Consider the following 26,301-nt stretch of genomic DNA (forward strand, 5'->3'; position numbering starts at 1 on the left):
CGAAGGATATTCGAGTTTTGAGGCACTATGACCCAAACACAGGAATATTGACGCTCAGGTCCGACGATTTTGATATCGGCCAGCTAACCACGTCCCGGCAATCGCCGCAGCGGCGATAGCATTCGTTGCACGGCAAGCCGCCGCCCGCCCCACATCTACGGATCGTGAGATCCTAGCAACGTTCATTGAAGGCCGCCAACGCCCTTGACCGCTTCATATGCGAGCTTCAGCCCATCCTCGAGCGATCCGTCATGTCGCCATAATGCATCAGGAACGGCACGTTGCGACATGAGGGTCGTGGTAGAGATGGTCGACACGCGCGGTGTTGAACGAGGACGAGCGCCGCTTGATGCCGTGCACGACATAGCCGAGCGACAGCAGATATTCGGCGAGATAGACGCCGTCCTGCCCGGTAATGCCGGTGATGACAGCGATCCGCTCACGCATGGTTGTGCCCCTTGTCAGAGGTCAACGAAGTCTGGCGGGATATCCGACGTTCGCTATCCCTGACAAGCTCGGCGGCAACGGAAAATGGCACAAAACGGGCCTTTCCGGACGACGGGCATGCGTCCGATACGGCGATCACATCCCGTGGCATTCGACGAAGCGGGCGAGGCGAGCAGGATCATGGAAATGCAAATTACAGAACTGATCATCAAGGCCGTTCTTGCCGAGATCCACCCTCGCTGGCTAAGGGAGTTGCGATCGTAGGTAAATGCCTGACCAAGCATGGAAGCTCCAGTCCAGGGCACCACAATCAACCCCAAGACCGGCGGGGTTGGCACGTGCTCGAGTTCTCCACGACGTAGCCAATTGCGTTTTCGCAATTTAGGCCGGCCGATACGGGGCAGAGTCGCGACGAAGATACGTCGAGCGACGACATCAGAAACCCGCATTTGCTGCTTAGAACGAATCAAAAGTAGGGGAGCAAGCAGATGGTTCAGAACTCAACCGGTGCCACGCCGTTTCCGCTCGGCGTCTTTGTCGGCAACCCAAACTACTATGATATGGGTGAGGAGGCGAGTTTCGAAACAAACTTCAACGCCTTCTCGGACTTAATGAAAACGAAGCCGCAATTCCTCGACCAATATAGCGATCAGCGCCTGCCCGTCTCCGGTTGGGTTGGTCAGGCGAGTTGGAATGCAGCCTCAATGGCCCAGTCGCCCGTGCTTAAGAGTGTGACCCCGGTAATCGGATTGCCGATGAGTTCGACGGCGTCAGGCTCGGAAACTCCCGATCAATTCTACAGGGATTTCGCGGCCGGAAAATACGATTCCGTTCTGAAAGGCATGGTGAAGGCTTGGGCTGACCACGGCTTCGCGACACAGATTTGGCGGCCCGGCTGGGAGATGAACATCGACACCATGCCGTCCTATGCCGGCAATGACGCCGCGACACGGGGCGATTGGATCAAGGCTTTCCAGCACATCTCCACGATATTGCACGCCGCGGGCAAGGCCGAGGGAGTGAGCGTCCAGGTGGCCTGGAATCCAAGCGTGGTCAACTACAGCCAAGCCGGCAACGTCATCCAGACTGCTTACCCTGGGAACCAGTATGTCGATATCATCGCCGCCGACGTCTATGGCGATGTCTTTCCCTACGGTTCGCCGACACACCTGTATGACTGGGACAAGAGCGGGCAAGTCCTCAATTCGTCTCACCCGGTCTACGATTCGAGCGTCCAGCAATGGGCATCGGATCCAGTGAACCTTCAACATTACTACACCTACCCGGCCGCCAACCAATGGTCGCTCGATGGCAGCGTGGGCCATGCGACCACGCTTCAGCAGCTGATCGATCTCGCCAAATCAACCGGCAAGCCGTTCGCGATTGCCGAAACCGGGGCGGGCAACACGCATGATGGTGCGCGTCTCACCGACAATCCGACATTCGTGAAGTGGCTGGCGGACACGCTGCACCAATCGGGGGTCCGCGTGAGCTTTGTGAACATCTGGGATTCGAACTCCGGTGGACAATATCGCTTCACAAGCTCCGCCGACCACAAGCCACTAGAGGCCGCCGCTTGGGCGAAGTATTTCGGCGACCCACCCACATCCGCGCCAGGGTCGACACTCACGTCTGCAGCACAGTCCACATCCAAATCCGCACCGGTGACCGCTGATTCCCCGCACGCGCCAGTGGTCGCTATCGCGGATCCTCTTCCTGCGGCCGCGCCAATTCCAACATCACTGGCGCAGATTACTGTGACCGATCCGTCGACCGACGCAAGTCGAGCCCATGAAGAATCGCGGAGCCAGTTTGGCGAGTCGATCGCGAATAGCGGGATGCTTACGCCCGCGACCCACACAAGCATGGGGCTGGCCGGCCAGAGTTTTGCTTGGTCCAGTCAGATCGGGCACTTGGTCGCCGAGAGGGCCGGTTTGAACCCTGTAACGATCACCGCGGCGGAGGCGTCACGTGCAGACGGCTCGCCCGCAGCGTTCCTCGCAAGTCACGGCTTCGCGCTTCTGAATCAATATCTGGCTGGTAACGCCGGTGGGATCGAGCCCGGTCAGATCGTGTCAACTGGGTCGAATAGCGCCACTTGGGTATACGACTCAATTTTAACCGGACCGCAGCAGCTCGAGTGCCGCTTCGCAGCGAGGCTGAACCATGACCGTCATTAGCCAGGAAATTCCGCAATGAAGCCAACCTGGCGTTGCTGCTTCAACGATGCAATGCCCACGCGATCTACACGCTTAGGCAAATACCGCAACGAGGCATGCAAGCACCACTTAGGAGCGAAGATAGTCGTCTTCAATGCGGATGATGTCGTCTTCCCCGAGATAGCTGCCGGTCTGGACCTCGATCAGCTCCAGCATGATCTTGCCGGGATTCTCCATCCGGTGGACGGCGCCCATCGGAATGTAGATCGACTCGTTCTCGTGCACCGTCTTCACGGTCTCGTTGACGGTGGGCGGCGCCGCGGACCACGATCCAGTGCTCGGCGCGGTGATGGTGGCTCGTCCATGACGCCATTGAGGCCGAAAACGATCGCAGACTAACTGCAAAGCTGATCATCTGTCATAGCTGTATGACGAACAACCTCCAGCGCGGCGCAACTGGTTCAGTCCCTTGAAAAAAGCGATGCTTACTTATTCCAGCGCCAATATCCTCCTCACCGGAGCGGCAGCTTCCCTCAGGGAAGCTTGCAGCCCGGTTTGGACCATGGCTCCATGTGATGATTAGCAGCCGTTAATAATGAATTATCTTAGGTGGGGCACGCCTGGGTATGGACGCGCATGGGTTTTGAAGGACGAAAGGCGATTGGACGCCCGAGGAGGTGGCTTTGCTCCTTACAGGTGAGCGCCCTAAGCGCGAAGGATCCTAGGCCGACGGGTTAGCGCTGTTCGCCGCCGAGCGCGGCAGATGCGAATAGTCCTCTACAAAGATGAGAGCTCATCGCGTTTCTGCCGCAAGAGGCTTCGTCGACTGAGCGGAGAGCACTCCCGAGGCAAGTAAATCAGACCGATAAAGTCCGATGGAGGTTTTTGAACCACCTTTCAGCTGTCTCCGGTATGTTGATTGAGCGTTCACCCGTGAGGCACTCATGAGATATCTACCGGACGATGGCTTGCCCCTTGTTCAGCTGAAAGAGCGGCGCCGTGAGATGGTCGTCGCGCTCCAGAGTCGCATCGGCCCGATCGGCGACGATGAGCTTCAGAAGATTGCTGCCATCCAGCAGACAATCTCTGCTTTCGAGGATGTCATCGCAGATCTCGACGCCGAGTGTCTTGATAGGGCAGCTTGATCGAAGCCGATCGGCTTAGGCCCGGGTCTCGACCAAGATCATGCGCCACCGGGCGACGTATGGCCTCACCGCCCCAGCTTTATGACGATCCTTTCGCTAAAGCCGCTGTCATGGTAAGGGATGATGGCGGTTCGGTTTGACATAGCCTTAAGCGCCCAAACATCACCTCTTCGGCGACGCCCTATTTCCCGAGGTGCAACGGCAATGGAATCCGAATCACCGCTAATCCTTCCGACACTGAGACAAGTAGGCGACATTTCCTTTAGACCTGATCTCTATGCCTGGCCCGCGAACAGGTAAGGAGGGTCGGGTTTGGGCCTGACGCACCTTGGACGCCTGATATTTGGGGCGCTCACAAGATGGCTCTTTGAACATCCCACGTCACTCCTGAATTGGAATGAACTAAATCGGACGGCCAGGCCGGAAGATGCTAACGTAAGTCATGAAAATCGTTCTTATCGTTGCATCACTCGCCATCTCATCATCCGCCGCAGCTCAGATACCAGCACCCGAGACTTCGCCGGCCGACACATCGATCCGAGACCAGATTAAGGCCGCGCGCGCAAAGGATAAAATCGATGAGGCCGCTGGTTCGAAAGAGCGGTGGTGGAATCGTGATGCTAATGGCAAAAGGCCCTGGAATATTCCGGTCAAGCCTACGGACTCTCCCCTTTAAGACTCTGAGCGCAGCGGAGATTAGCCCAGAGAGCGGACACTGACCTCAGGAACTATCACCTTCAGAAGCGGGTTGTCCTCGAAACACAGGAGGGGAGACGCCATGAAGCGATCATTTGTCGTCGCGCTTACTTGCCTCGCCCTTAGTTCGACTGCCCTCGCCCAAGGGGGCGGAGGCGGAGCCGGCGGCGCCGGTGGTGCAAGCGGCTCTGCAAGCGCGGGATCAAGCCGGGGAGGTTCCACCGCTACGACCGGAACTTCGCCCGTCGGCAATACTAATTCAGCCGTTTCGAACCCTAGCGCAACCCGGGCGACGCCGAACAAGAGCACCAATTACTTCAGCGCTGGTGCGCCGGCCGCGAACTCGGCCACCCAAGGCGGCATCGCGCCCCCCCAATAAAGGGCAGCGCGCAGTCCCGACCACTCCGAATAATACATCGGCTCCCGCGGCCAACTCTCAAAATCCGGCCCAGGCAACCATCGCATCTGGGCAAAACAATGCTCTTTCAGGAAACAAGACTGCCGCTCCCGCGGCCGGTGCCGTCAGCGCCCCTGGCGTCGGCGTGGGCCACTCGCAAACGGCCGGCCGATCGGCAGTTCGGGTTCCGGGCTTGGGTCGCCTGAACAACCGATCGGCGGAAAATAGATCGCCTCTTCTACTGTTATAAATCGCGAACGCTCGCCAAGTTGGCGGGCGCTACAGGGGGTCCGCGTTTGGAAGGTAAACCGCCCATGATGGCGACCGACGCCCTTCTTGCTGCCATCATTGTTTAGCGCCGCAACGAAATTTCGTCAGTACTGCTTGGGCGCTCGTATCGTATGAGCGTCATGGCTAGCGATCCAGGCTGCGAGAACCGAGCGGAATGGCTATAAAATTCAACAAAGGGGCGAGAGGAAGTGCAGCGCCAAACACGTTCCGCTCTTGGACGGAGCGGTAACTATTTAGTCGCGCGACCTACTCGAACGACCGACACTCTCATAGACAAAGCCGGCCGCAGCCATCTCCTCGGGGCGGTAGATGTTGCGCAGGTCGACAATGACGGGCTGCGCCATGGTTGCCTTCAGCCGGTCGAGGTCGAGCGCACGGAACTGCACCCATTCGGTGACGATCACGATCGCATCGGCGCCTTCCGCGCAGGAATAAGCGTCCTCACAATAAGTGATGCTGGGCAGCTCAGTCTTCGCCTGCTCCATGCCGACAGGATCGAAGGCCTTCACCTTCGCGCCCATGTCGATCAGGCCGGTGACCAGCGGGATCGACGGCGCATCGCGCATGTCGTCGGTGTCGGGCTTGAAGGTGAGGCCGAGCACGGCGATGGTCTTGCCGCGGAGCGAGCCGCCGAGTGCCTGGCTCACTTTTCGCGCCATCGCCCGCTTGCGGTTCTCGTTGACCGCCAGCACGGATTCGACGATGCGCAAGGACACGTCGTAGTCCTGCGCGATCTTGATCAGCGCCTTGGTGTCTTTTGGGAAGCAGGAGCCGCCGAAGCCGGGGCCGGCGTGCAGGAATTTGGTGCCGATGCGGTTGTCCAGGCCAATGCCGCGCGCGACCTCCTGCACGTTGGCGCCGACCTTTTCGGAGAGGTCCGCGATCTCGTTGATGAAGGTGATCTTGGTCGCGAGGAAGGCGTTGGCGGCGTATTTGATCATCTCGGCGGTGCGGCGTTCCGTGAACATCAGCGGCGCCTGGTTCAGCGACAGCGGCCGATAGATGTCGCTCATCACCTTGCGGCCGCGCTCGTCGGAGGTGCCGACGACGATGCGGTCGGGGAATTTGAAGTCGCGGATCGCCGCGCCCTCGCGCAGGAATTCGGGATTCGAGGCGACGACGACGTCCGCTTTGGGATTGGTCTCGCGGATGATGCGCTCGACCTCGTCGCCGGTGCCGACCGGAACGGTCGATTTGGTCACGACGACGGTGAAGCCGGACAGCGATTGCGCGATCTCTTTCGCAGCGGCATAGACGTAGGACAGATCAGCGTGGCCGTCGCCGCGGCGCGACGGCGTGCCGACCGCGATGAAGACAGCATCGGCATCCGCAACCGGCTTGGACAAATCGGTGGTGAACTCCAGCCGCTTGGCCTTGACGTTGGTCGCCACCAGCTCGTCGAGCCCAGGCTCGTAGATCGGGATCTCGCCGCGATGAAGGGCCGCGATCTTCTTCTCGTCCTTGTCGACGCAGATGACGTCGTGGCCGAAATCCGCAAAGCAGGCTCCGGACACCAGTCCCACATAGCCCGTGCCGATCATAGCAATGCGCATGAAAACCTCTTTCCGTGAAGACGGACGTTTCAGTGAGCTTCTTAGACATTTCTCTATCCGGCCGCACGCCCAACATTAGAGCAGGTTGCTTCGCCAACCGAATAAACACTTAGCCGCCGCGCGTGACAGCCATTGCGGCCAACTCCTTACGCGCGACATGCATTTTGCATTGTACATATGCGACGAGATACGCCTCATATGCACGCTCCAAACCGTCCTCGAGCGAGGTCGTCGCGCGCCAGCCGAGCTTGGCGAGGCGGCTGACGTCGAGCAGCTTGCGCGGCGTGCCGTCAGGCCGCGAGCTATCGAACCTGATCTCGCCGCTGTAAGCCACGATTTTGGCGACCACGTGTGCGAACTCGGCGATCGTGATATCTTCGCCAGTGCCGATATTGACCAGCTCGACACTTGAATAGATCTTCCCGCAGGCATCCGCCATGTCGTCGACTAAAGGAACTCGGGCCGGGGCGTGCCGGTGCCCCACACAATGACACTCTTCGCGCCCGACACCTTGGCCTCGTGGAAGCGGCGGATCAGCGCCGCGACCACGTGGCGCATTTCGGGGTGATAATTGTCGCCGGGGCCGTAGAGATTGGTCGGCATTACGCTGATGAAGTCGCTGCCATACTGGCTGCGATAGGCCTCGGCCATCTTAATGCCGGCGATTTTTGCAATTGCATAGGGCTCGTTGGTCGGCTCGAGCGGGCCGGTCAGCACGCAATCTTCGCGCAACGGCTGCGCCGCCAGCTTCGGGTGGATGCAGGAGGAACCCAAGAACATCAGCTTCTCGGCGCCGTTCCGATGCGCGGCCTGGATCACGTTCGCGCGATCGCGAATGTCGTAGATGAACTCGGCGCGTAGCGTATTGTGGCGACGACGCCGCCGACCTTTGCCGTGGCGAGGAAGATCACCTGCGGCCGCGTCCTCGCGAACCAGTCGAACACCGCGGCTTGGTTGAACAGATCGACCTCGCGACGCTCCACGGTGAGAAGCCTGACATCCTCCCGCGCCCGCCGGCGCACGAGCGCTGCCGGACACTCTTGCCTGTCAGCCCAAACGGTGCGCTTGCCACTCGCCGCGTCCCGTTTTGCGTCCACCGGATCGCTCGCCATCATCTCTGCGACGAGCTCTGCAAAGCTCCGCTTCGGCTTCCAGCCGAGCACCTCGCGCCTTGCTTGCGTCACCGACGAGGAGATCGACCGGTGGGGAGGAAATAGGTCGACTTGAGTCGACAGGGCGGCGCTCTATAAGGTGCCATGAAAGGGTTGCAACGCCCATGGAAGCGACGATCTCAGCAGCTGCCCTGAGGGGAGCGGACAGGCTCGTTGAGAAGTCCCTAAACTCCGCATATGGCCGTCAATGGCGGTGCATGATTACATTCCGCTCAAGTCGAGCTACCGCCGGACCTTTCCAAGGCGCGATCAAATAATAGCCTCTACGAATTTGTCTCGGGCGCGCTGCTTAATGGCTTCCCGAGCTGGTACCTCGATCCACCTTCGCACCTGATCAGCGACCAAGAGGCTCACCACTATCATCACTGCGACCCACCAAAGGCCAACCATCGGGGAAATTGAAGCTGAGTCGAAACCAAGCTTAGGAAGCAGGATCGAAGTGGTGAAAATCTGGATTAGAGCATGGATCATGTACAGCGAATACGACTGCTCGCCGAGCCAAACGAGGATACGAGCATGCAGCAATCTGGAAAACCAGTTCTCGTTTAAGGCAGCAAATAACAGTGTCGGAGCCGCAATTGGCAACAAGATCCAAGCGCGCGGTATAATCAGCAGCGCTAGTGTCCCCACCGTTCCCAACAACACAATCGATGTGGACCCCGTCCATTCCTGGTCGCGCAACCGATACGCCACCATTCCAATCACAAAAAGTGGAATGACACGCAAGAGAGAGATCAGTCCGTTAGTTCCGATATCCTCGATCTGATACCAACAGTAAAGACCGACCGGCACCGCGGACGCTACTGCAACCGCTACAACAAGGTTATTGAGCCTCCTTACAACGGGGACCAGCAGCGGGAAAAGTACGTAGGCGTGCCACTCTGCGCTCAGCGACCAAGACGGATAATTCCATGTCCGATGATCGATCCAGGGCCCCTGCAGGAACACGAGGTTGGCGACCGCCGCCTCCCACGAGTATCTTCCGTCACTGTTCAGAAAGGATTCCCATTCTCCGTGCCTCCCTTTCGTGACAAAGAACCAGCTGAGCAGCAACCCAAATGTAGCTATCTGGACTGGATAAAGCCGGGCAAACCGAGCGACAAAAAACTCAAACAAGTCGGCTTTGCTAAGGCCCTGGCCGAATCGGTTGCCATAGACGTACATCATCACAAAACCGCTGAGGACAAAAAAGCAATCGACTGCGAAGGAGCCGTGTGAGAACAGCAAAGTATGGCTGTCGACCGACCCCGCAGGATCGGAAACGTCGCCAGGAAATGATAGCAGACGACATACAATGCGAGCCCACCGCGCAAACTGTCCAAAGTGACGAGTCTACGCAAAGCGAAACACTCCCGATTGCACTCTGATCAAAGCGTTAGTTCCTTCTCGCTTACGCTGGAATTTACTTCTGGATGAACATGCGGCTCTAGAACTGCTCAGACCTAGCGCGAATGCGCAAAAACCGTTCAAACTCTGCGATCACTCTGCGTGTGTAGGCTGGAACTGTTCTGCGTCGCCTTGGTCGTGTGGATCGAGGCCGTGAAGCCAGTGTTCCATTTCGTAGTTGTCCCGTTTCCGGCAGCGTGGCTTTTGAGGGTCGAGGTCGGGCTTGCGCATCTTGCATCGCGAACAGGGCAGGATTAAGCCAATTCAGCCGCTGGCCTGCGCGAGTGGCGATGTTGAAGCAGTAATAGATATCCTAGGATCGCCAACAGGCTCTACCCCTTGAACGTGGCATACTTTTCGTCAATCGCCTCTTTCTGGCGATCGGTAGGCGTGAAGTCCAAGGCAGCGCGAAGGTTTGCGCCTCGGCTTGGAACGTGCGGCGGATGAGGCCGCTGTCAGCGGCGACGTATTGTCGCTGTGATGAGGGCTGGTGCGGCTGGGCCGCTCGTCCGCACTCTCCCTGAGGGAGTGAATGCTGACCTCACGAACTCTTGCCTTCAGAAACGGACGAGGCGTGAATATCAGGGGCTCGGTGAGAGAGATTTCTGCTAATTTGGCTATGGGGCAGACATGACGCGCGGTCTCGTTTACATCGCCATTTTTGGTGCGCTGATTGCCACCAGCATTGTTCTAGGCTGGTACGGCCGGCTATTGTGGCTGATGGTCAGTCCCGATTGACGCGCGTAACGGAGCGGCTCGCTTGGCGAACGCCTTGGGACGGCGTCTTCAAAGAAGGCCTCACTTCGGTGTGGCCAAACACGCGAGCTAAACCGCGCACTTTATGTGGCCAGAACGAACCAATCGATCGACTGAAGAGAACAACGCCCACAAACCCACAAATCCAACGCCTGCAGATGAACTTGCCGACAGTGCGATAGTCCGCACCCAAGCTGGACAGTAAAATCCAGATTCGCCTACCCATTCTGCCGAGTGTCTATATTAGACGCCGCGCTTACTGGGAGTCAGCGGCAGCGCTAACAACAATGGCTGAGCTTGGTCTCGATACTGTGATCTCAACTGTCGATTTACCCTCGTCGTGACGGTTCTTACCCACCACGACAAGGGAAAATTTATCCGTGCCAGCGAAGTCGGGCTTGGCATGATAGCGAAAGCCGGGTCCCACCAGAACCAATTCGCCGCTCTTCGGCTCTTCTGCCACTTCAACCTTGTAGATCTGCATTGTTGACCAACGTAGGCCTTGGATGCAGTCCGCGCCCGGCGCGATCTTCATCGTCCACTCAATCCTATCACCGGCAAGTTTGTAGGGCTTGTTGTCGCGGAGGCAATTGGGGGTGGCGCTGGCTGGACCTGCTACAACTGCAACAAGCAACCCCGCCCTCAATACGCTGATCAAGCTTTGCATAGTTGTTCATCCTCTGACACGTGCGTGTCAGCATGCAGGTTGCGATTGAACGTTTGGTAAGGGAGCACTAGCAAGGCGATAAGTTGGTGAACGTATGGCTAACACCGGTAGTCGCCGAATAAATGCGCAACTCACTTCCGAGCTCGCAGCGTTCCTTGAAGCAATGAGACCAAGGCGCGGGCTCGTGCGAATTGAACAGACCCCCCGGACTTCTTCAGGGCGCCGATTGTTACACTCTCCTTGGCATCAGCGCTCGGTGGTTCAAGTGGCAGTGGGAGTTGGGCCGCGACCAGAACCTCCGGCGCCTCGTCCGCTGCAGGAACAACAGGCCATGCCGCTGCGGCGACATACCCCTCGAGCGGCCCTTCAAAGCCCGGACAAGGCACCCACCGGCGGCTTCACGGCGCCAGGGCTCAACCGAGCTGGTTCCCAGTACAGTCTGCTCACTGTGATCGGAGCCGCGATCCAAGCGATCAAACAGCCCTCCCCTACAGCGTCTCAGGCACAATGAATGCTTCCGGAGTAGGCGTTGGCCACGCGGCGAACGGACCCCTCATTGGTTCGCCTGGTTGGGGCCAGCCTCGCCATACAACTCATCGGTTCAGGACATCATAGCTAAGCACGCGAGCGGCATTCTTAGGACACAAACAAGTAGTCGGATGATGTAAGCTGGTTTACGCCGACAATATGGAAGGTGTCGATTCCACCGGCATAGTGGACACTCCATTCGTCACCTGTATTGGTAAGATAGGCGCTGGTGTCATACCCTTTCAAAACCAGTTTGTCTTGTTCTGCGGTCGTGCTGGTAAACACGTGGAAGTCGGCGATGGTATCGTGACCACTTCCTTTCGCGATGACAAATGTGTCATTGCCGGCACCGCCGAAGAGCCAATCATCGCCAGCCGCTCCGTTGAGAACATCGCCCCCACTTGAACCCACCATCCGGTTGGCGGACGCGTTGCCGACGCCGGTGAGCCCACCCTTCATTAACGTTAGGTTTTCCACGTTAGTGGGCAATGTGTAAGACGACCATGCTTCGACACTATCAATTCCGCCGCCAGCCTCTTCGGCGATCTTTTGGTTCGGGTTGCCGATCACATATGTATCGTCTCCGGTCCACCCAACAAGCGTGTCGTCGGAGTTCACTGCAGTGATCTTGTCGTTGGCCGCCGTCCCATAAACGGTATGGCTGCTGGTCGACCCGTTGACCCACGATGTAATGGTCCCTCCTACCGGCAAAGTCGCCGGCAGCTGGAAGTTATCGCCAGTGAAATCCGACAGCAGAGTGTGGCGAAAGACCAGGCTGTCATGGCTAGTTAAAGCGAAATATACATCTTCGCCGACCTGCGTCATTGCCGCTGTGATGTCACCGAACGCGGTAAACGCAAACCCGTTGAGTTGGACGACATCATGCCCTGCCGATGAGCCTGCTGCAAAGTCGGTGATGATGTCGGATCCGTCACCCGAGTTTATGACGAACGTATCGCTCCCGCCGCCGCCTGTCAGTATGTCGTTACCAAGACCTCCCGTGATAAGATTGTCGGCACCGTTTCCTACAATGATATTCGACTGAGAGTTTCCGGTTCCGCTGATCGCCGCTGAGCCCATTAGAGTTAGGTTTTCAACATAGTCGGCCAATTTATTACTCACGGAAGACATGACCGTGTCAACACCCCCACCGTAGCTCTCGACGACCTTCGCATTGGGGTCCGTAACGAGGTATGTGTCGTCACCTGCGCCGCCATTCATGGTATCGGCTCCGCCCGATCCGCCGAGCAGGTCGCTGCCTGACGTTCCGGTCAAGATATCTGCGCCCGCGGTTCCAGCGATGACTGATGTTGGAGCTTCGCTGGTTTTCAGCGCGTACTTTGCCAGCGTATACTCATCGAGTTGGTAGGCTTTGATGTAATCGATGCTCATCTGTGCCGTGGCGGTAGCTTCCGCATTGCCGGCCCAACTTCCGCCCATTGCCAAATTGGCGATCATGTACATCGCTGTGTTCATATCTGAGGGGGTTGCGACTTGCCCAACTTCCACGCCATCGACAAAGTAGGTGAGCGTGTACGGCGTCCATTCAACACCGAAAGTGTGGTCGCCCGCGGTTAGGTCGGCGGTATTGGCCCAATAGCCCTGGTTGGAAGTCGTAGCAGACACGAAGCCCCAATGAGCCTGGTCGGGATCCCGGCCGAGCGCTTCGAGTACATCCAGCTCCGTGCCGAGCCCGTGCGTGTTAAGCGGCAACATCCAGAAAGCCGGCCAGGCCCCTTTGGTGCCAGGCAACGAAGCCTTCATCTCGAAGTAACCATAGGTCTGCACGAAGCTGTTTTCGGTCGTAATCACACCTGAATAGAACTGATGATTAGCGACGTAAGCCGCGTCGGTCGAAGGGACCGGCGCTGCCGTAATAACAAGATGGCCGTCCTGGAGCGAAAACGGGTTTAGGCCAAGTGGACCGGGTGCCTGCGTCCCCGGGAGACCTGTGAAACTTGGATCAACATAGACCTGCTGTTCGCCAGAAAGCGTGTAGCTTCCGACACCGCTCCAGGCATAACTCGTTTTCCAGGTAAGATGAGGATCCTGTCCGGCGGATAGCGAGTTGAAACCGTCGCCAAACGTCTGCACCAAGCCGGTCGGAAGATTGACCAAGTTAATATTCGACGTAGTAAGGTTCTCTAGCTTGGTATTCTCAAGCGTCACTTTCTCGCCATTCCCCAACGTCAGAACCACGTCCGTTCCGACCTGCTGCATGGCCAGCTTGACATCTGAGAAAGCTTTGAAGCTTGTACCGTTAATCTGCAGAACGTCTCCGCCTGCCCCAGCTTGGAAATCAGTGATAACATCGTTGCCATTACCCGCTCGGATCACGAATGTATCGATGCCAGCGCCGCCGGTCAGAACATCGTTACCCTTCCCGCCATCGATCAAATTTTTTCCGGCGTTACCGACAATGATATTGTTCAGATCATTGCCCGTGGCAGGTGAATCAAACTTATCGCCGAGCCTCAGATTTTCGACATTTGGGGCGTTGACGAGACTATAGCCGTCGATCATGCCGGTGATAATTGTATCGGTTCCCTGGCCGGCGAGCTCAACCACCTGAGTACCATGATTGTACATGAAGTAGGTGTCATCGCCTGCCCCACCGATCAACGTTACGCCGTCGCCCATTGCCTGAAGCGAGTCATTGTTCGTACCGCCTAGGAGTGTTCCGCCGGCTCCAATTGTAGTCCACGCGGTGTTTGGCGCAGCACTAGCCACAAGTGGATTATCGAGCAGCAGGTTTGCCGCCGTGAGAGAAGAAAGGGCTATGCTCTGGAAGGTGAGCGTCTCGCTTGCGGACAGTGCAACAACAACATCCGCCCCGGCCTGCTTTGCGCCAGCTATGAAGCTCTCGAATGTCGCAAAACCATAGTTCTGGACTCGCACGAGGTCAGTGCGAGCGTCGAAGTCACTGATCGTATCGGATCCATACCCGTTCGATACAACAAACATGTCGGTACCACCGCTACCGGTGAGTACATCATTCCCGATGGTGCCGAAGAGGATGCCGCCCGGCGCGAGTTGAGATACTTGTGACGGACTAAGCGACAGGTTGGCCGTCGAGCTTGCGGTGAGCGCGCCGTCAGAAGCGGTGTAGTTGAAGCTGACCGGGCCGTTGTAGTTCGCAGCCGGTGTGTAGGTCCAGGTGCCATTGCCATTGTTGACCAAGCTGCCGCCGCCGCTTGCGATGCTCACCGCGCTGATCGACAGCGAGGAGCTGTCGACATCCGTCACCCCCGCCAGCAGGGTAGCCGCGCTGATGGAGTAGCTGGTATCCTCGGTCCCCGCCGCCAGCGTCACAGGCTTGGCCACCGGTGCGTCATTGACCGCAGCCAATGTCAGGTTGGCCGTCGAGCTTGCGGTGAGCGCGCCGTCAGAGGCGGTGTAGTTGAAGCTGACCGGGCCGTTGTAGTTCGCAGCCGGGGTGTAGGTCCAGGTGCCGTTGCCGTTGATGACCAGGCTGCCGCCGCCGCTTGCGATGCTCACCGCGGTGATCGACAGCGAGGAGCTGTCGACATCCGTCACTCCCGCCAGCAGGGTGGCCGCGCTGATGGAGTAGCTGGTGTCCTCGGTTCCCGCCGCCAGCGTCACAGATTTGGCCGCCGGTGCGTCATTGACCGCCGCCAATGTCAGGTTGGCCGTCGAGCTTGCGGTGAGCGCGCCGTCTGAAGCGGTGTAGTTGAAGCTGACCGGGCCGTTGTAGTTCGCAGCCGGGGTGTAGGTCCAGGTGCCGTTGCCATTGTTGACCAGGCTGCCGCCGCCGCTTGCGATGCTCACCGCGCTGATCGACAACGAGGAACTGTCGACATCCGTCACCCCCGCCAGCAGGGTGGCCGCGCTGATGGAGTAGCTGGTGTCCTCGGTTCCCGCCGCCAGCGTCACAGATTTGGCCGCCGGTGCGTCATTGACCGCCGCCAATGTCAGGTTGGCCGTCGAGCTTGCGGTGAGCGCGCCGTCAGAAGCGGTGTAGTTGAAGCTGACCGGGCCGTTGTAGTTCGCAGCCGGGGTGTAGGTCCAGGTGCCGTTGCCGTTGTTGACCAGGCTGCCGCCGCCGCTTGCGATGCTCACCGCGGTAATCGACAGCGAGGAGCTGTCGACATCCGTCACCCCCGCCAGCAGGGTAGCCGCGCTGATGGAGTAGCTGGTATCCTCGGTCCCCGCCGCCAGCGTCACAGGCTTGGCCACCGGTGCGTCATTGACCGCAGCCAATGTCAGGTTGGCCGTCGAGCTTGCGGTGAGCGCGCCGTCAGAGGCGGTGTAGTTGAAGCTGACCGGGCCGTTGTAGTTCGCAGCCGGGGTGTAGGTCCAGGTGCCATTGCCATTGTTGACCAGGCTGCCGCCGCCGCTTGCGATGCTCACCGCGCTGATCGACAGCGAGGAGCTGTCGACATCCGTCACCCCCGCCAGCAGGGTAGCCGCGCTGATGGAGTAGCTGGTATCCTCGGTCCCCGCCGCCAGCGTCACAGGCTTGGCCACCGGTGCGTCATTGACCGCAGCCAATGTCAGGTTGGCCGTCGAGCTTGCGGTGAGCGCGCCGTCAGAGGCGGTGTAGTTGAAGCTGACCGGGCCGTTGTAGTTCGCAGCCGGGGTGTAGGTCCAGGTGCCGTTGCCGTTGATGACCAGGCTGCCGCCGCCGCTTGCGATGCTCACCGCGGTGATCGACAGCGAGGAGCTGTCGACATCCGTCACTCCCGCCAGCAGGGTGGCCGCGCTGATGGAGTAGCTGGCGTCCTCGGTTCCCGCCGCCAGCGTCACAGATTTGGCCGCCGGTGCGTCATTGACCGCCGCCAATGTCAGGTTGGCCGTCGAGCTCGCGGTGAGCGCGCCGTCAGAAGCGGTGTAGTTGAAGCTGACCGGGCCGTTGTAGTTCGCAGCCGGGGTGTAGGTCCAGGTGCCGTTGCCATTGTTGACCAGGCTGCCGCCGCCGCTTGCGATGCTCACCGCGCTGATCGACAACGAGGAACTGTCGACATCCGTCACCCCCGCCAGCAGGGTGGCCGCGCTGATGGAGTAGCTGGTGTCCTCGGTTCCCGCCGCCAGCGTCACAGATTTGGCCGCCGGTGCGTCATTGACCGCCGCCAATGTCAGGTTGGCCGTCGAGCTTGCGGTGAGCGCGCCGTCAGAAGCGGTGTAGTTGAAGCTGACCGGGCCGTTGTAGTTCGCAGCCGGGGTGTAGGTCCAGGTGCCGTTGCCGTTGTTGACCAGGCTGCCGCCGCCGCTTGCGATGCTCACAGCGGTAATCGACAGCGAGGAGCTGTCGACGTCCGTGACCCCCGCCAGCAGGGTGGCCGCGCTGATGGAGTAGCCGGTGTCCTCGGTTCCCGCCGCCAGCGTCACAGATTTGGCCGCCGGTGCAGCGTTGGTGGCAATCGAGCTGTCGAAAGTTACGTTGTCCGCCACAAGTGCAGACAACTTCACATTCTTAAGAGTAACCGTTTCGCTGCTCGACAACTTTACAACGACGTCCGTTCCCACCTGCTTGCTAGCGGCTTTGAAAACGGAAAAGCTTGAAAAGCCGTAATTCGCAACTCGCAATACATCGCCGCCTACTCCGGCAGCGAAATCCGCAATCGTGTCGGAACCATAACCTTTCGAGACGACGAAGGTGTCACGTCCGGCCCCTCCCGTGAGGAGGTCATTTCCGGTGCTCCCAAAAAGAATGTCGGAGCCAGACGTTCCAGTCAGCACACTCGTGTAAGCGCCGCTCAATGAGTTAGGATGTTTTGCCATGACTGCTTGCCCTTTTCATCAAGCAAGCAATCAAATGCCCCTCAATCCGAACTTAGCAGGAAGCCAACAAGTTGAATGATGTGCGCGAGGACGACCGACAAACTTAACGGCATCCTAAATTCTTGCACATTTAGAAGCAGAGGCCCGGGAAATTACGGAGACGGGCTCTGTCCGCACTACAGCAGGAATTGAATTCAGATGCTCTGGTGGGCGGGAGCAATCATGGGAGTTTCAGGTGGCGCGCCTTCGAACTCAAACAAGAGCGAAATTGAAACATCTGCTTGACGGGGAATGTCATATTTCGCATTTAGCGGAGCAGCACTTCTCAAAGGATTTGCTCCGAGCAGCGGGTATGGCACGATGTTTGTTCAAAATCCGATCTGGATCCTGGGGGCGTCAGTCGTGGCGTTGACATTGAACTTCGATACAAGCGCCGTTGCCGGTCCGAGTGCAGACGCTGCACGCAAATGCATGCGCTTTTCTTATCTAGCGTATCCCTACAAGCGACCCGGCTCGGCCCCCGGAACGGCAGATCGTCAGACTTACTTCAAAGAATGCATGGGCAAGGACGGCAATGTCCCGGAGCCAGCTCACGCAGCCAGCTCCCCAAAAAGCGACGGTTAGAGGCGACGAGGTGCTCCCCCAGCGGCGACTCTTTCGTTGCTATTTCTCGGTGCTCCCATCCTCAACCTTGCCGCCGTTGGCGACGCACTTGTTGAAGAAAGCCCGCTGATCCTTGCCGCTGCCCTTGGCACTGCCCGCTGCGGGATTGCCCGGTTCGCGAAGCGGAAACTGCTTGGCCGTGAGAGCGCCGCACCTTTTGGCGACCTCGGCAGTGATCGCAGATGCCGGACTAGTGGCCGAACCAAAAAGTGAACAGAGAAAAATGGAGGCCGCGAAGCCGGGGGTTAATCTGATGCGCACAATGCCTCTCCCTGCCGAATGGATGCTGACACTTTCAGTCCCATCGGCTAATGCGCCGTACACTAGTTTCTTTTGAGAATTTTGAAACACCCGATTATAATAGTAAATGATCCATCGGCGGGGTGCCTAAGCAGGATGACGTCCCGTGATTTGCGAGTGCCCAGCCTAGACGAAGGAGAACAGACCGGGTCTGAGGTCCAGTTCGCGCTCGTCATCGCGCGCATGATCGATACCGTTAAGAGCGACCCGGAGCTAATGCGCCGGACCGTTTACGATCTCGCGCGCCACAAGCTTCAAGAGCAACTCGGCAGTTCTGGTCCGGCCGAGATGAAGCAGGCCGAATTGGCGCTTGAAGCTGCTATTCGCGGTGTCGAGCAATTCTCGCAGGAGCAGGTTTTTCCGGCACCATCTACGGCGCCGCAGTTGGCTGGCCCCTTGGTGCCCCCGTATTCCCCTCGCCCTACCCCTTTGGCCGCCGGGGTCGGGCTCGAATCCGTTGCTGAACGCCGGCATCGCCTTTTCTGGACCGCCGCCAAGCGCTCCGGGGGGGTACTTTTGATCGCTGCATTGTTTGTTGCGGTAGTCTCTCAACGCGAGCGCCTGGACTCGCTTGGAAAGGCCGTTCACAGCTATGGAAAATCGACGTCGCCGGAGCAACCTGCGCCCTCGCCGAGCTCAAACTTACCGCCGAACCCGCCTACGCCGCAACCAGGTTCGCTGCTGCCGAGGGAGTACGGCATCTACGCGGTTGGCGACAGCTCATTAACTGAATTGCAGCTGCTGCCCGGCCGCCCGCCTGACATCCGGATCGCTGTTTCGGCCGCCTTCAAGCTTCCCAGGGGTGCAAGCCTGCCGAATGGACACCCAAAGTTCCTGGTGTTTCGGCGCGATGTGGCGACGAACATATTGGAGCGAGCCGAGGTGCGCGTGATCGCAAAGATCACACGCGAATTTTCCAGCGAAGCTGCTGGAAAACGGCCCGGCGAAGATGATGTCTGGGTCATCAGAAATTTCTCGTATTCATACCGGGTTTCTCCGGTGCCCGAAAATTCCGAGATGTACGAGGTCCACAGTGAGGATCCGGGGCTGGAACTCCCTCCGGGCAATTACGCGCTCATCCTCAAGAACCAGGCCTATTACTTCAGCGTCGCTGGCGGGATTGCGGATCCCAGGCAGTGCATAGAGCGGGTTGTCACCACAAACGGCACCTTTTATTCGGCCTGCAAGAAGCCCTAGCTCTTTCAAATATGCCGCCGATGCCTAGCTCTGCGGGGACGATTGACGGTCCAAACGAGGGAGATTCCGATGAAACCGAAACTATTTGCGATCTTGCCGCTTATTTTATCTCTCGCCGCACCGGCCTTTGCCCAAGGGACGCAGCAGAAGAACAATTCAGTCCGAACACAAGGCTCTACTGCTGGAACCCGACCGCCGGTGGCGACGCAGCCCAGCAACAATCCGTTTCAGAACCCGATTGGCCAGGGAGTGCCGCCCGCGGCTTCGTCGAATCCCAACGCCAACAGCAACCGAACCAACGTTCCGCGTTAGGGAACTCGATGAGGGTTTCCTTGGTTAGCGCAAGTTGACGTCTACCTCGATTGTGGATGTTCCGTCGATCCGAAGCGAACTTCCCGAGACTGCTATCTTGAAGTGATCGGAGCCCCTTTCCGCTACATCGGCAAGGTACCGGAAGGACGGACCACTCAAGACCAAGCGACCTGATTTCGGCGCTTCGACGATCGAAACCTTGTCGACCATGAATGTTGACCAGCGCAAACCCTGAATGCATTGCGAGCCCGGCGTGATCGAGAGAGACCAGCGCACGGTGTCGGATTGCAACTTAAAGGGATGAGGATGCAAGATGCACACCCCGCCGGCCTTGAGGGGTACTGGGCACCACAACACCACCCCCACAAAAAATGCAGCTCCTGCGCTTCGCATATCGAAACATCCCACGCTCCCGCGGCCCATTGCCATGCGGCGATAACACCGACGAACATAACACTCAATCGGGCTCTGATCTCTCGGAAAGACATCTCACCGCAGTGCATGGAATCGCGGCAGGTGTGTTGTAGTCCGGCACGATAATTGTGCAGGTTGTTCGAGAATTAGAGTTGAAGAATAAGTGAGGGGGCTTACCCTAATACGGTGAAGATCGAGTCGGAGCTAACCTCTGCTACTGCAGAAGCGTTCGGCGCTCGATCTCATCGCTATAAAGTGGGGTACACTTGCTCTCCGCCTGACTTACGGAGGGCCAATAAATGCAAGGGTGCGCCGTAGAGCTTACCAAAAATTGCTTCCCGCACTACTTATTGCAGCGATGTGCGTGGGCACTTTCATTTGGTACGGCCGACTCATTCTGCTGTTCGTCTACCCGGATTAATGGCCGCAAATTAAAGCTGGTCCGTTTGCGACCAATCCAACGTAACTGATCTGGTCTTGGTAATCTTTCGCGAAGCATTGTTGGCCTGTTCTAGCGGATGGGCAGGCGCTTGCCAGGACGCGACAGTCAGCAAGACGAGCACACAAGACCTCCCCCTTCAGCGAACGTAGCGTTTGCTGGGCGGCACCTGGGCAATAGCACGGCTGCCTCATATGGCCGGTGCAAGGCAGCGACGAAGTGATATGGCTGCATGCTGATCGGCTAGCTGATGCTGGAGAACAAGCTCAAAACAGGAGCGCTCCTCGCCAATTTGGTATTCCTGATGGCAAGCACGATCTGGCGATCGGGGCGTCAGAAATCCCATCGGGTCAGGGACCTCGTCGGCGGTTCGCGCGGCGTCTTGATCGGTTTGCATTTCGGGTTATCCCTTAGGCTACGCGAATGGTGAGAACCTGGGCTGAGGGGTCTCCGCCGGTACGGCGCTGAGATCCGTAGGCAGCAGGCTGACGGCCCGTGTCCTCGCCCCGTTAGACGAATCTAGCCTCCGCATCCACCAAACTGGCGCAGGCCGAGACATATCCAGGGAGGCGGGTAGATGAGCCTATCGCGTCCTTTAGAACCGTGACCTGTTAAACCTAATGGTCTGAGCGGATTGATGAAAACCAAAACAAACGCTAGTAGAGCAACACCGGCCCGGTCCCGAGTAATAGAAACAGACCTCCTGGCGCCGGCACATATGACGTTCTGAGAGACATTTGAACCTAGCAAGGCGGTTCCGAGTGGCTGAGCGCCTAGCTAAGCTCTGGCGATCCGGAGCTCGATTTCAGAGGGCTTACGTTGCATTTTCATCGCAGGCAGAACAAAGCCCTGCCAGGCTTTAGGTGTCCAGACATCCTTCGAAAGCAGAATAGCTAGCAGACATGCAGTACGAATTATCGATAGCGAGACGACTCCTACCCAGTCTCAACTTGACTCGCGGCACCTTGCTCACGATCGTCTTGCTTGGCCTTCTGTCTGCACTGTTTGAGGGAATCGGTCTGTACCTTTTCCTCCCACTTCTCACCGCACTGTCAGGCGGAGGGAGTGCAGAAAGCGAGCTTCCCGCTTATCTCGTTCAGATAATGAACGTGTTTTCCCCTCAATGGCAGGTGCCCGGCCTCGTTTCGCTGGTTTTCTTAAGCGTTCTGTTGAAGGCGATAGTTGGCTACTGGAATGCCGCATACTTCGCCTCGGTTGACGCGGCAGCCGGGCATAAGATGCGTCTCAAGCTGTACGAGGCGATCTTATCAGCAAGCCCGGGGTTTCTGGACGCGCAGCCCTCCGGTCGTATCGCAAACTCCATTTTTTCCGAAACATGGCGCTGCGCTCGAGCGCTAAAGGTTTTGTTTGGATTTCTGGTCGATGTCACCGCGGCATTAGTCTTGCTTGTTGCGCTCGTTTTTATCTCATGGAAAGCCACCCTACTGGTCACACCATTTATCGGTACAATTATCATTTTGCTGTATTTGATTACCCGGCAGACCAAGGCATTTGGTGAAGCGGCCCTCAAAGCCAATGAAGCTTTCACCAAGCGGGCTTGGGAAGGTCTGACAGGATTGAAGACGATCCAGATGTTTGGTCGTGTTGCATACGAGGAAAAGCGATTTGCAGATGTTTCAGACGATGTTCGTCGCCAATTTCTGAGTTTGGAGCTTCTGTCTAATCTTACATCGCCGATTTTTGAAGTTCTGTCAGCTCTGGGAATTGGACTTTGGATAGTCACATTGTTCTGGTCTGGCGCAGGCATTCCCACTTTGGCTGCATTTCTTCTTATTCTTTACCGGCTGCAGCCGCGGGTCCGAGCGCTAATTGCAGCCAGGGCCGGCATATTGGAGCTGGGAAGCGCCGTCATTGAGATCGATACTGTGCAGCGGGAGTGCAGACATTCTAAGCTGCCGTCGGGACCGCGCCCCTTCACGGCGCTTCGAGAGGGAATTGCGGTGAGCGGGGTGACAGCGCAGTATGAAGGATCTCAGACACCAGCCTTGAGAGACGTCCACCTCTTCATTCCGTCCAACCGCACGACAGCGGTCGTCGGACCTTCGGGTGCCGGCAAGTCGACCCTTATCAATCTACTTTGCCGTCACGTCGACCCGGTGACCGGCACAGTGTTAGTTGATAGTATGCCGCTACCAGAATTCCGCATGAAGGATTGGCGGGATTGCGTAGCAGTTGTCTCGCAGGATGTTCATCTCTTCAGCTGCACGATCGCTGAAAACATTGCGTACGGTCGCCTTGACGCAACAACCGAACAAGTAGTTGCCGCAGCGAGACTCGCCCACGCCGATGAATTCATAGCGGAGCTGCCAAACGGATATGATACCGAAATAGGTGAACGAGGCATCCGGCTCTCGGGGGGGCAGCGCCAGCGGCTAGCGCTAGCGCGCGCATTGATTCGCAATCCCAGCATTCTAATTCTGGACGAAGCCACCAACGCGCTGGACAGCAACACAGAGCTGCTAGTCCAACAGACCCTTGCTGCTCTGAAAAACAAGGTCACAATCATCATTATCGCGCATCGATTATTCACAATCATGGATGCCGATCATATCGTAGTCATTAAGAGCGGCAAAGTAGTAGAACAGGGTACTTTTCCAGCGCTCATGGCCGAGGGAGGTCTGTTTGCCTCGATGGCGCGACTGCAAAGAGCTAGCCCCGCGTCAGACGGCATTGAGGACTGAATGCGCTACTTGAGAGCAACAGTCGACCTCGATCAAGAACTGCCATCTCTCTGTTTAAAGGGCTATGGCGGTCTCGCATTGACCGTTGTGCGTCGCGGCAGATTGATCGAGTTTGTCCTGAAGGAGACCGGCGCTCGGGACAGCTTTAGCGCTTCGGAAGTGTCACAGCTGATCTTTAGTCATGCGAATGTAGCCATCGTCGCAGACCAAATTCGGTATGAACGAGGGAGATCTCTCCCGGCGAAGATGCCTAGTGTCACGGTTGCAATCTGCACCCGCGACCGGCCGGAATGGGTGAATCGCTGCTTGTTGGCGCTAACAGCGCTAAATCCGGCTCCCTCCGAGCTCACAGCAGCCTTCGAAGTATTGGTGGTTGACAACGCTCCGCCTGATGGGCGAACGGCGGACTTGGTTGCACGTCATACAGGCGTGCGTTACGTTGTCGAACCCAAAACGGGGCTTAACTTCGGGCGCAACCGAGCCCTTTGCGAGGCAAAAGGCCACTTCCTCGCTTATATCGACGACGACGTTGTCGTTACACCGGGATGGCTCGCCGGCCTGCACGAGGCCTGGAACGATAATCCTGATGCAATTGCCTTCACAGGCCTTGTTCTTCCCTTTGCACTCGAGACCGAGGCACAGGTACTCTTCGAACGCCGGGGAGGTTTTCGGCGCGGTTTCCAGAAGAAGCGCTTCTGCGCCGTCGATCTACATAATCCGTTAGCACCGTGCGGCGCTGGCGTTTTTGGTGCAGGTGCTAACATGGCGTTCGACAGGAAAATCGTACTCGATTTAGGTGGGTTCGATGAGGCCTTAGATACCGGGGCTCCCCTCCCCGGCGGGGGCGATCTTGACATGTTTTACAGGATGGCGCGGACCGGCAAGCCGTTCGTTTATGAACCGCAATTCGCGGTCTTGCACGATCACAGACGCGAAAACAAACAGCTGCGACGGCAATATTGGACCTGGGGCCTCGCTCATATGGCCTTCATCGTCAAGTCCTATCGCTCGGACCACGCGTTTCGAGGCCCGCTCCGAAAGCTAGTCAGATGGTGGTTTGTGGATCAGATCAGCCAACTCTGGAAAAGTTTGAGGGGGAAGCACGTACTTCCACCCGCCATGGTGGCCCTTGAGCTGTGGGGAGGTGTCGTTGGCCTCTTCGGCGAGTATGATCGCTCAGTACGAAGAGTGGCCAGAATTCGGGACCAGCAATGATCAGATTGCAAGCCCCGTGGCGGATAGAACATCTCGATCTGGCGCAGCCGCTTGATCCAATATCAGTGTCTGAAGGCGAAGGCGGCGTTTACGTTGTGCTGTGGTGTAACGACGTTCCTCTCGGCATTACGAGTTTTTTGGCTGCGCAATTGCCGATCTTGCCCGAGGCATTTTCGGCGTTGATCCCGTCCATCATCGCCGCTCCTCTGGGCAACCGTATCTGGCCCCATAGCTTTCCTCCCGCCCTCCGCCTGCATAAGACCTTGCCGCAGCCTTTGGCATCAGGATCTCTCGGTGAGGTGTTGTCAGACACGCACGTGTTGAATCGATTTGCGCAAGCTTGTGACGAACTTGAAACGGCCGGATTGGGCGAGACTATATCGGTGGTCATTTGCACAAGAGATCGGCCCCAGGTGCTGAAGCGATGTCTGGACAGCTTCGGACCAATTATGGGAGATCTCCGCGAGATCATTGTCGTAGACAACGCTCCGACCTCCGGCGAGGTGGCCGAGATTACGAAGGGCCGTGTGAATGTCCGTTATGTGGCTGAAGCCCGCCAGGGTCTAAGCATCGCCCGTAATACGGGAATGCGTGCCGCTACTGGTTCCATCATCGCTTTCACCGACGATGATGTCATGGTCCATCGCAAATGGGCGAAACGGATTCGTGCAGCATTTTCGTCACCGGACATCCTGTCGGTCACCGGACTAGTGCTGCCCGCTGAGTTGCGCACCACAAGCCAGCTTGCATTCGAGATTGAGCTCGGAGGTTTCGGCCGCGGTCTTCAATGTCAACGATTCCGGGATCAAGTTTTCCGACCGATGATTCCGTTCGGCCCGCCCGTGTGGCACGTCGGAGCTGGGGCCAACATGGCCATCCGCCGATCCGCCCTCCAAGCAGTCGGCGGATTCGACGAAAGGCTGGGCGCTGGAGCGGCAGGATGTAGCGAAGATAGCGAATATTGGTATCGTGTGCTCGCGGCCGGTTATGACTGTTACTACGATCCTGCCATTGTTGTTTACCATGAACATCGACATTCGCCAGCACAGCTCAAGAGCCAAATGAGAGCGTACATGAAAGGGCACGTATCGGCTCTCCTAGTCCAGTACGCCCGTCACGGTCACGCCGGCAATCTGAGAAGAGTGTTTGCAACTCTGCCCTGGTACTATGCTCTGCAGATCTTGGCAGCGCTGAGACCGTCGCACTGGAGGCGCTGGAGTCTACTGGCTCCCCAACTTGCGGGTTACATTGCCGGATTTCAGGCTTTGCGGTGGTTTTGGCGAAACGACCCGAGCTCCCGTCCATGGACATTTGAGGGATTCACGTGATGGCTTCGCCTCGCACAATCGAACGAGATCGTGTCTGCCGCGCCAAAGCCGCGCTTGGAGCATTTCTATCCCGAAATCCATTTCCGGACCCTATGACGTTGGGGTTCTTCTATCGAGAAAAAATGCGCGCAATTCATCGTATATCGCCGACGGAGAATCTACCGAGAATTCTTGACATCGGTGGCGGCCGGAGTGGCATTGCCGCACTCCTTTATCCGGACGCAGAGGTGACAAATTTAGATTTGGATCCTAGCTACGCAGACGCTCCATGCAACTCCTGGCCCGGAGTAAACTTCATTTGCGGCGACGCTGTGAAACTGCCGTTCCCAGACGGACACTTTGATGCCGTTGCTTTGTTCGATCTCTTAGAGCATGTCCCGGACGATGGGGCTGCTGCGCGCGAGGTCAAGCGAGTGGTCCGCCCTGGTGGCTGGATATTGATCAGTACGCCCAAGAACACTTGGCGATATCCGCACTTTGCAATCTTCAAACCTATTTGTCCTTCGGAAGAGAAATTGTTTGCGGAATGGGGACATGTACGTCGGGGCTATAGTGAGGAAGAACTAGTCGCTCTCTTCAAAGGCCACCCAGTGAGATTAGAAAGTTTCTGCAGCCCTTCCACCGCGGTCGGTCACGACATCGCGTTTTCCAACCTTAGCCATCGCCTCAAGCAAGCTCTTTGGATTGCAACAAGTCCCGTGACATATCTCGGATATCTACTAGAACAAGACTATTCGCGTGGGTCCGAGCACGTTGCCGCCTGGCAGGTAGAATAGCCAACGACCTCGGCTC

The 26,301-nt window shown here is 57.7% G+C and carries 14 protein-coding genes and 3 pseudogenes; 9 read left to right on the plus strand and 8 right to left on the minus strand.

Annotation, left to right across the window (positions count from 1 at the left end; genetic code table 11):
* Positions 1-232: 232 nt before the first annotated feature.
* A pseudogene (locus tag RX329_RS34530) lies at positions 233-447 on the minus strand (GDP-mannose 4,6-dehydratase); the annotation flags it as partial.
* A 488-nt stretch (positions 448-935) separates the two neighbouring features.
* Between RX329_RS34530 and RX329_RS34535 the strand changes: the two are divergent.
* A complete protein-coding gene (locus RX329_RS34535) occupies positions 936-2,627 on the plus strand; it encodes a hypothetical protein (RefSeq protein ID WP_317244965.1) in 1,692 nt (563 codons plus the stop codon).
* 108 nt (positions 2,628-2,735) lie between these two features.
* Here the strand turns inward: RX329_RS34535 and RX329_RS34540 are convergent.
* A pseudogene (locus RX329_RS34540) lies at positions 2,736-2,973 on the minus strand (cupin domain-containing protein); the annotation flags it as partial.
* Positions 2,974-3,550: 577 nt separating this feature from the next.
* On the opposite strand from RX329_RS34540, the gene RX329_RS34545 reads away from it, so the two are divergent.
* Positions 3,551-3,751: a hypothetical protein gene (locus tag RX329_RS34545; RefSeq protein WP_317244966.1), complete on the plus strand. Its 201-nt coding sequence runs from the start codon at positions 3,551-3,553 to the stop codon at positions 3,749-3,751.
* A 1,617-nt stretch (positions 3,752-5,368) separates the two neighbouring features.
* On the opposite strand, the gene RX329_RS34550 is transcribed toward RX329_RS34545, so the two are convergent.
* The 6 genes and pseudogenes from RX329_RS34550 to RX329_RS34575 all read right to left on the minus strand — a co-directional run bounded on the left by RX329_RS34550 (position 5,369) and on the right by RX329_RS34575 (position 17,863).
* Positions 5,369-6,688, minus strand: a complete 1,320-nt coding sequence (locus RX329_RS34550) for a UDP-glucose/GDP-mannose dehydrogenase family protein (protein ID WP_317244967.1) — start codon at positions 6,686-6,688, stop codon at positions 5,369-5,371.
* Positions 6,689-6,797: 109 nt separating this feature from the next.
* Positions 6,798-7,760: pseudogene (locus RX329_RS34555) on the minus strand (GDP-L-fucose synthase family protein).
* A gap of 349 nt (positions 7,761-8,109) precedes the next feature.
* Entirely contained in the window at positions 8,110-9,087 is a 978-nt protein-coding gene (locus RX329_RS34560; RefSeq protein WP_317244968.1) for an acyltransferase, read from the minus strand.
* A 1,171-nt stretch (positions 9,088-10,258) separates the two neighbouring features.
* Positions 10,259-10,669: a hypothetical protein gene (locus RX329_RS34565; protein ID WP_317244969.1), complete on the minus strand. Its 411-nt coding sequence runs from the start codon at positions 10,667-10,669 to the stop codon at positions 10,259-10,261.
* Positions 10,670-11,305: 636 nt separating this feature from the next.
* Complete coding sequence (locus tag RX329_RS34570) at positions 11,306-16,939, minus strand: cadherin-like domain-containing protein (RefSeq protein WP_317244970.1); 5,634 nt, start codon at positions 16,937-16,939, stop codon at positions 11,306-11,308.
* A gap of 663 nt (positions 16,940-17,602) precedes the next feature.
* Positions 17,603-17,863 (minus strand): hypothetical protein, encoded by a 261-nt coding sequence (locus RX329_RS34575; protein WP_317244971.1) that lies wholly within the window; start codon positions 17,861-17,863, stop codon positions 17,603-17,605.
* A gap of 156 nt (positions 17,864-18,019) precedes the next feature.
* Between RX329_RS34575 and RX329_RS34580 the strand changes: the two genes are divergently transcribed.
* The 7 genes from RX329_RS34580 to RX329_RS34610 all read left to right on the plus strand — a co-directional run bounded on the left by RX329_RS34580 (position 18,020) and on the right by RX329_RS34610 (position 26,285).
* The gene (locus RX329_RS34580; protein ID WP_317244972.1) at positions 18,020-19,099 is read left to right on the plus strand and encodes a hypothetical protein; all 1,080 of its coding nucleotides are present in this window, start codon (positions 18,020-18,022) and stop codon (positions 19,097-19,099) included.
* Between the two features lie 69 nt (positions 19,100-19,168).
* Positions 19,169-19,411 carry a hypothetical protein gene (locus RX329_RS34585; RefSeq protein ID WP_317244973.1) on the plus strand — a complete coding sequence of 81 codons (243 nt, stop codon included), beginning with the start codon at positions 19,169-19,171 and terminating at the stop codon, positions 19,409-19,411.
* A gap of 1,103 nt (positions 19,412-20,514) precedes the next feature.
* Positions 20,515-20,694: a hypothetical protein gene (locus RX329_RS34590; protein WP_317244974.1), complete on the plus strand. Its 180-nt coding sequence runs from the start codon at positions 20,515-20,517 to the stop codon at positions 20,692-20,694.
* Between the two features lie 535 nt (positions 20,695-21,229).
* A complete protein-coding gene (locus RX329_RS34595; protein WP_317244975.1) occupies positions 21,230-22,966 on the plus strand; it encodes an ABC transporter ATP-binding protein in 1,737 nt (578 codons plus the stop codon).
* A complete protein-coding gene (locus RX329_RS34600; protein ID WP_317244976.1) occupies positions 22,967-24,181 on the plus strand; it encodes a glycosyltransferase family 2 protein in 1,215 nt (404 codons plus the stop codon). It begins immediately after the preceding gene.
* Positions 24,178-25,509, plus strand: a complete 1,332-nt coding sequence (locus RX329_RS34605; protein WP_317244977.1) for a glycosyltransferase family 2 protein — start codon at positions 24,178-24,180, stop codon at positions 25,507-25,509. Before RX329_RS34600 ends, RX329_RS34605 begins: the two co-directional genes overlap by 4 nt.
* Positions 25,509-26,285 carry a class I SAM-dependent methyltransferase gene (locus RX329_RS34610; protein WP_317244978.1) on the plus strand — a complete coding sequence of 259 codons (777 nt, stop codon included), beginning with the start codon at positions 25,509-25,511 and terminating at the stop codon, positions 26,283-26,285. Before RX329_RS34605 ends, RX329_RS34610 begins: the two co-directional genes overlap by 1 nt.
* The last annotated feature ends 16 nt before the right edge of the window (positions 26,286-26,301 follow it).

This window comes from Bradyrhizobium sp. BWC-3-1 (genome assembly GCF_032917965.1).
Classification (GTDB): domain Bacteria; phylum Pseudomonadota; class Alphaproteobacteria; order Rhizobiales; family Xanthobacteraceae; genus Bradyrhizobium; species Bradyrhizobium canariense_D.

What these genes read in the sequence shown, in the direction of transcription:
- RX329_RS34585 (WP_317244973.1), top strand. Translation starts at nt 19,169, where the DNA reads ATGAAACCGAAACTATTTGCGATCTTGCCGCTTATTTTATCTCTCGCC.
- RX329_RS34535 (WP_317244965.1), top strand. Translation starts at nt 936, where the DNA reads ATGGTTCAGAACTCAACCGGTGCCACGCCGTTTCCGCTCGGCGTCTTT.
- RX329_RS34590 (WP_317244974.1), top strand. Translation starts at nt 20,515, where the DNA reads ATGCTGGAGAACAAGCTCAAAACAGGAGCGCTCCTCGCCAATTTGGTA.
- RX329_RS34550 (WP_317244967.1), bottom strand. Translation starts at nt 6,688, where the DNA reads ATGCGCATTGCTATGATCGGCACGGGCTATGTGGGACTGGTGTCCGGA.
- RX329_RS34570 (WP_317244970.1), bottom strand. Translation starts at nt 16,939, where the DNA reads ATGGCAAAACATCCTAACTCATTGAGCGGCGCTTACACGAGTGTGCTG.
- RX329_RS34610 (WP_317244978.1), top strand. Translation starts at nt 25,509, where the DNA reads ATGGCTTCGCCTCGCACAATCGAACGAGATCGTGTCTGCCGCGCCAAA.
- RX329_RS34545 (WP_317244966.1), top strand. Translation starts at nt 3,551, where the DNA reads ATGAGATATCTACCGGACGATGGCTTGCCCCTTGTTCAGCTGAAAGAG.
- RX329_RS34605 (WP_317244977.1), top strand. Translation starts at nt 24,178, where the DNA reads ATGATCAGATTGCAAGCCCCGTGGCGGATAGAACATCTCGATCTGGCG.
- RX329_RS34565 (WP_317244969.1), bottom strand. Translation starts at nt 10,669, where the DNA reads ATGCAAAGCTTGATCAGCGTATTGAGGGCGGGGTTGCTTGTTGCAGTT.
- RX329_RS34600 (WP_317244976.1), top strand. Translation starts at nt 22,967, where the DNA reads ATGCGCTACTTGAGAGCAACAGTCGACCTCGATCAAGAACTGCCATCT.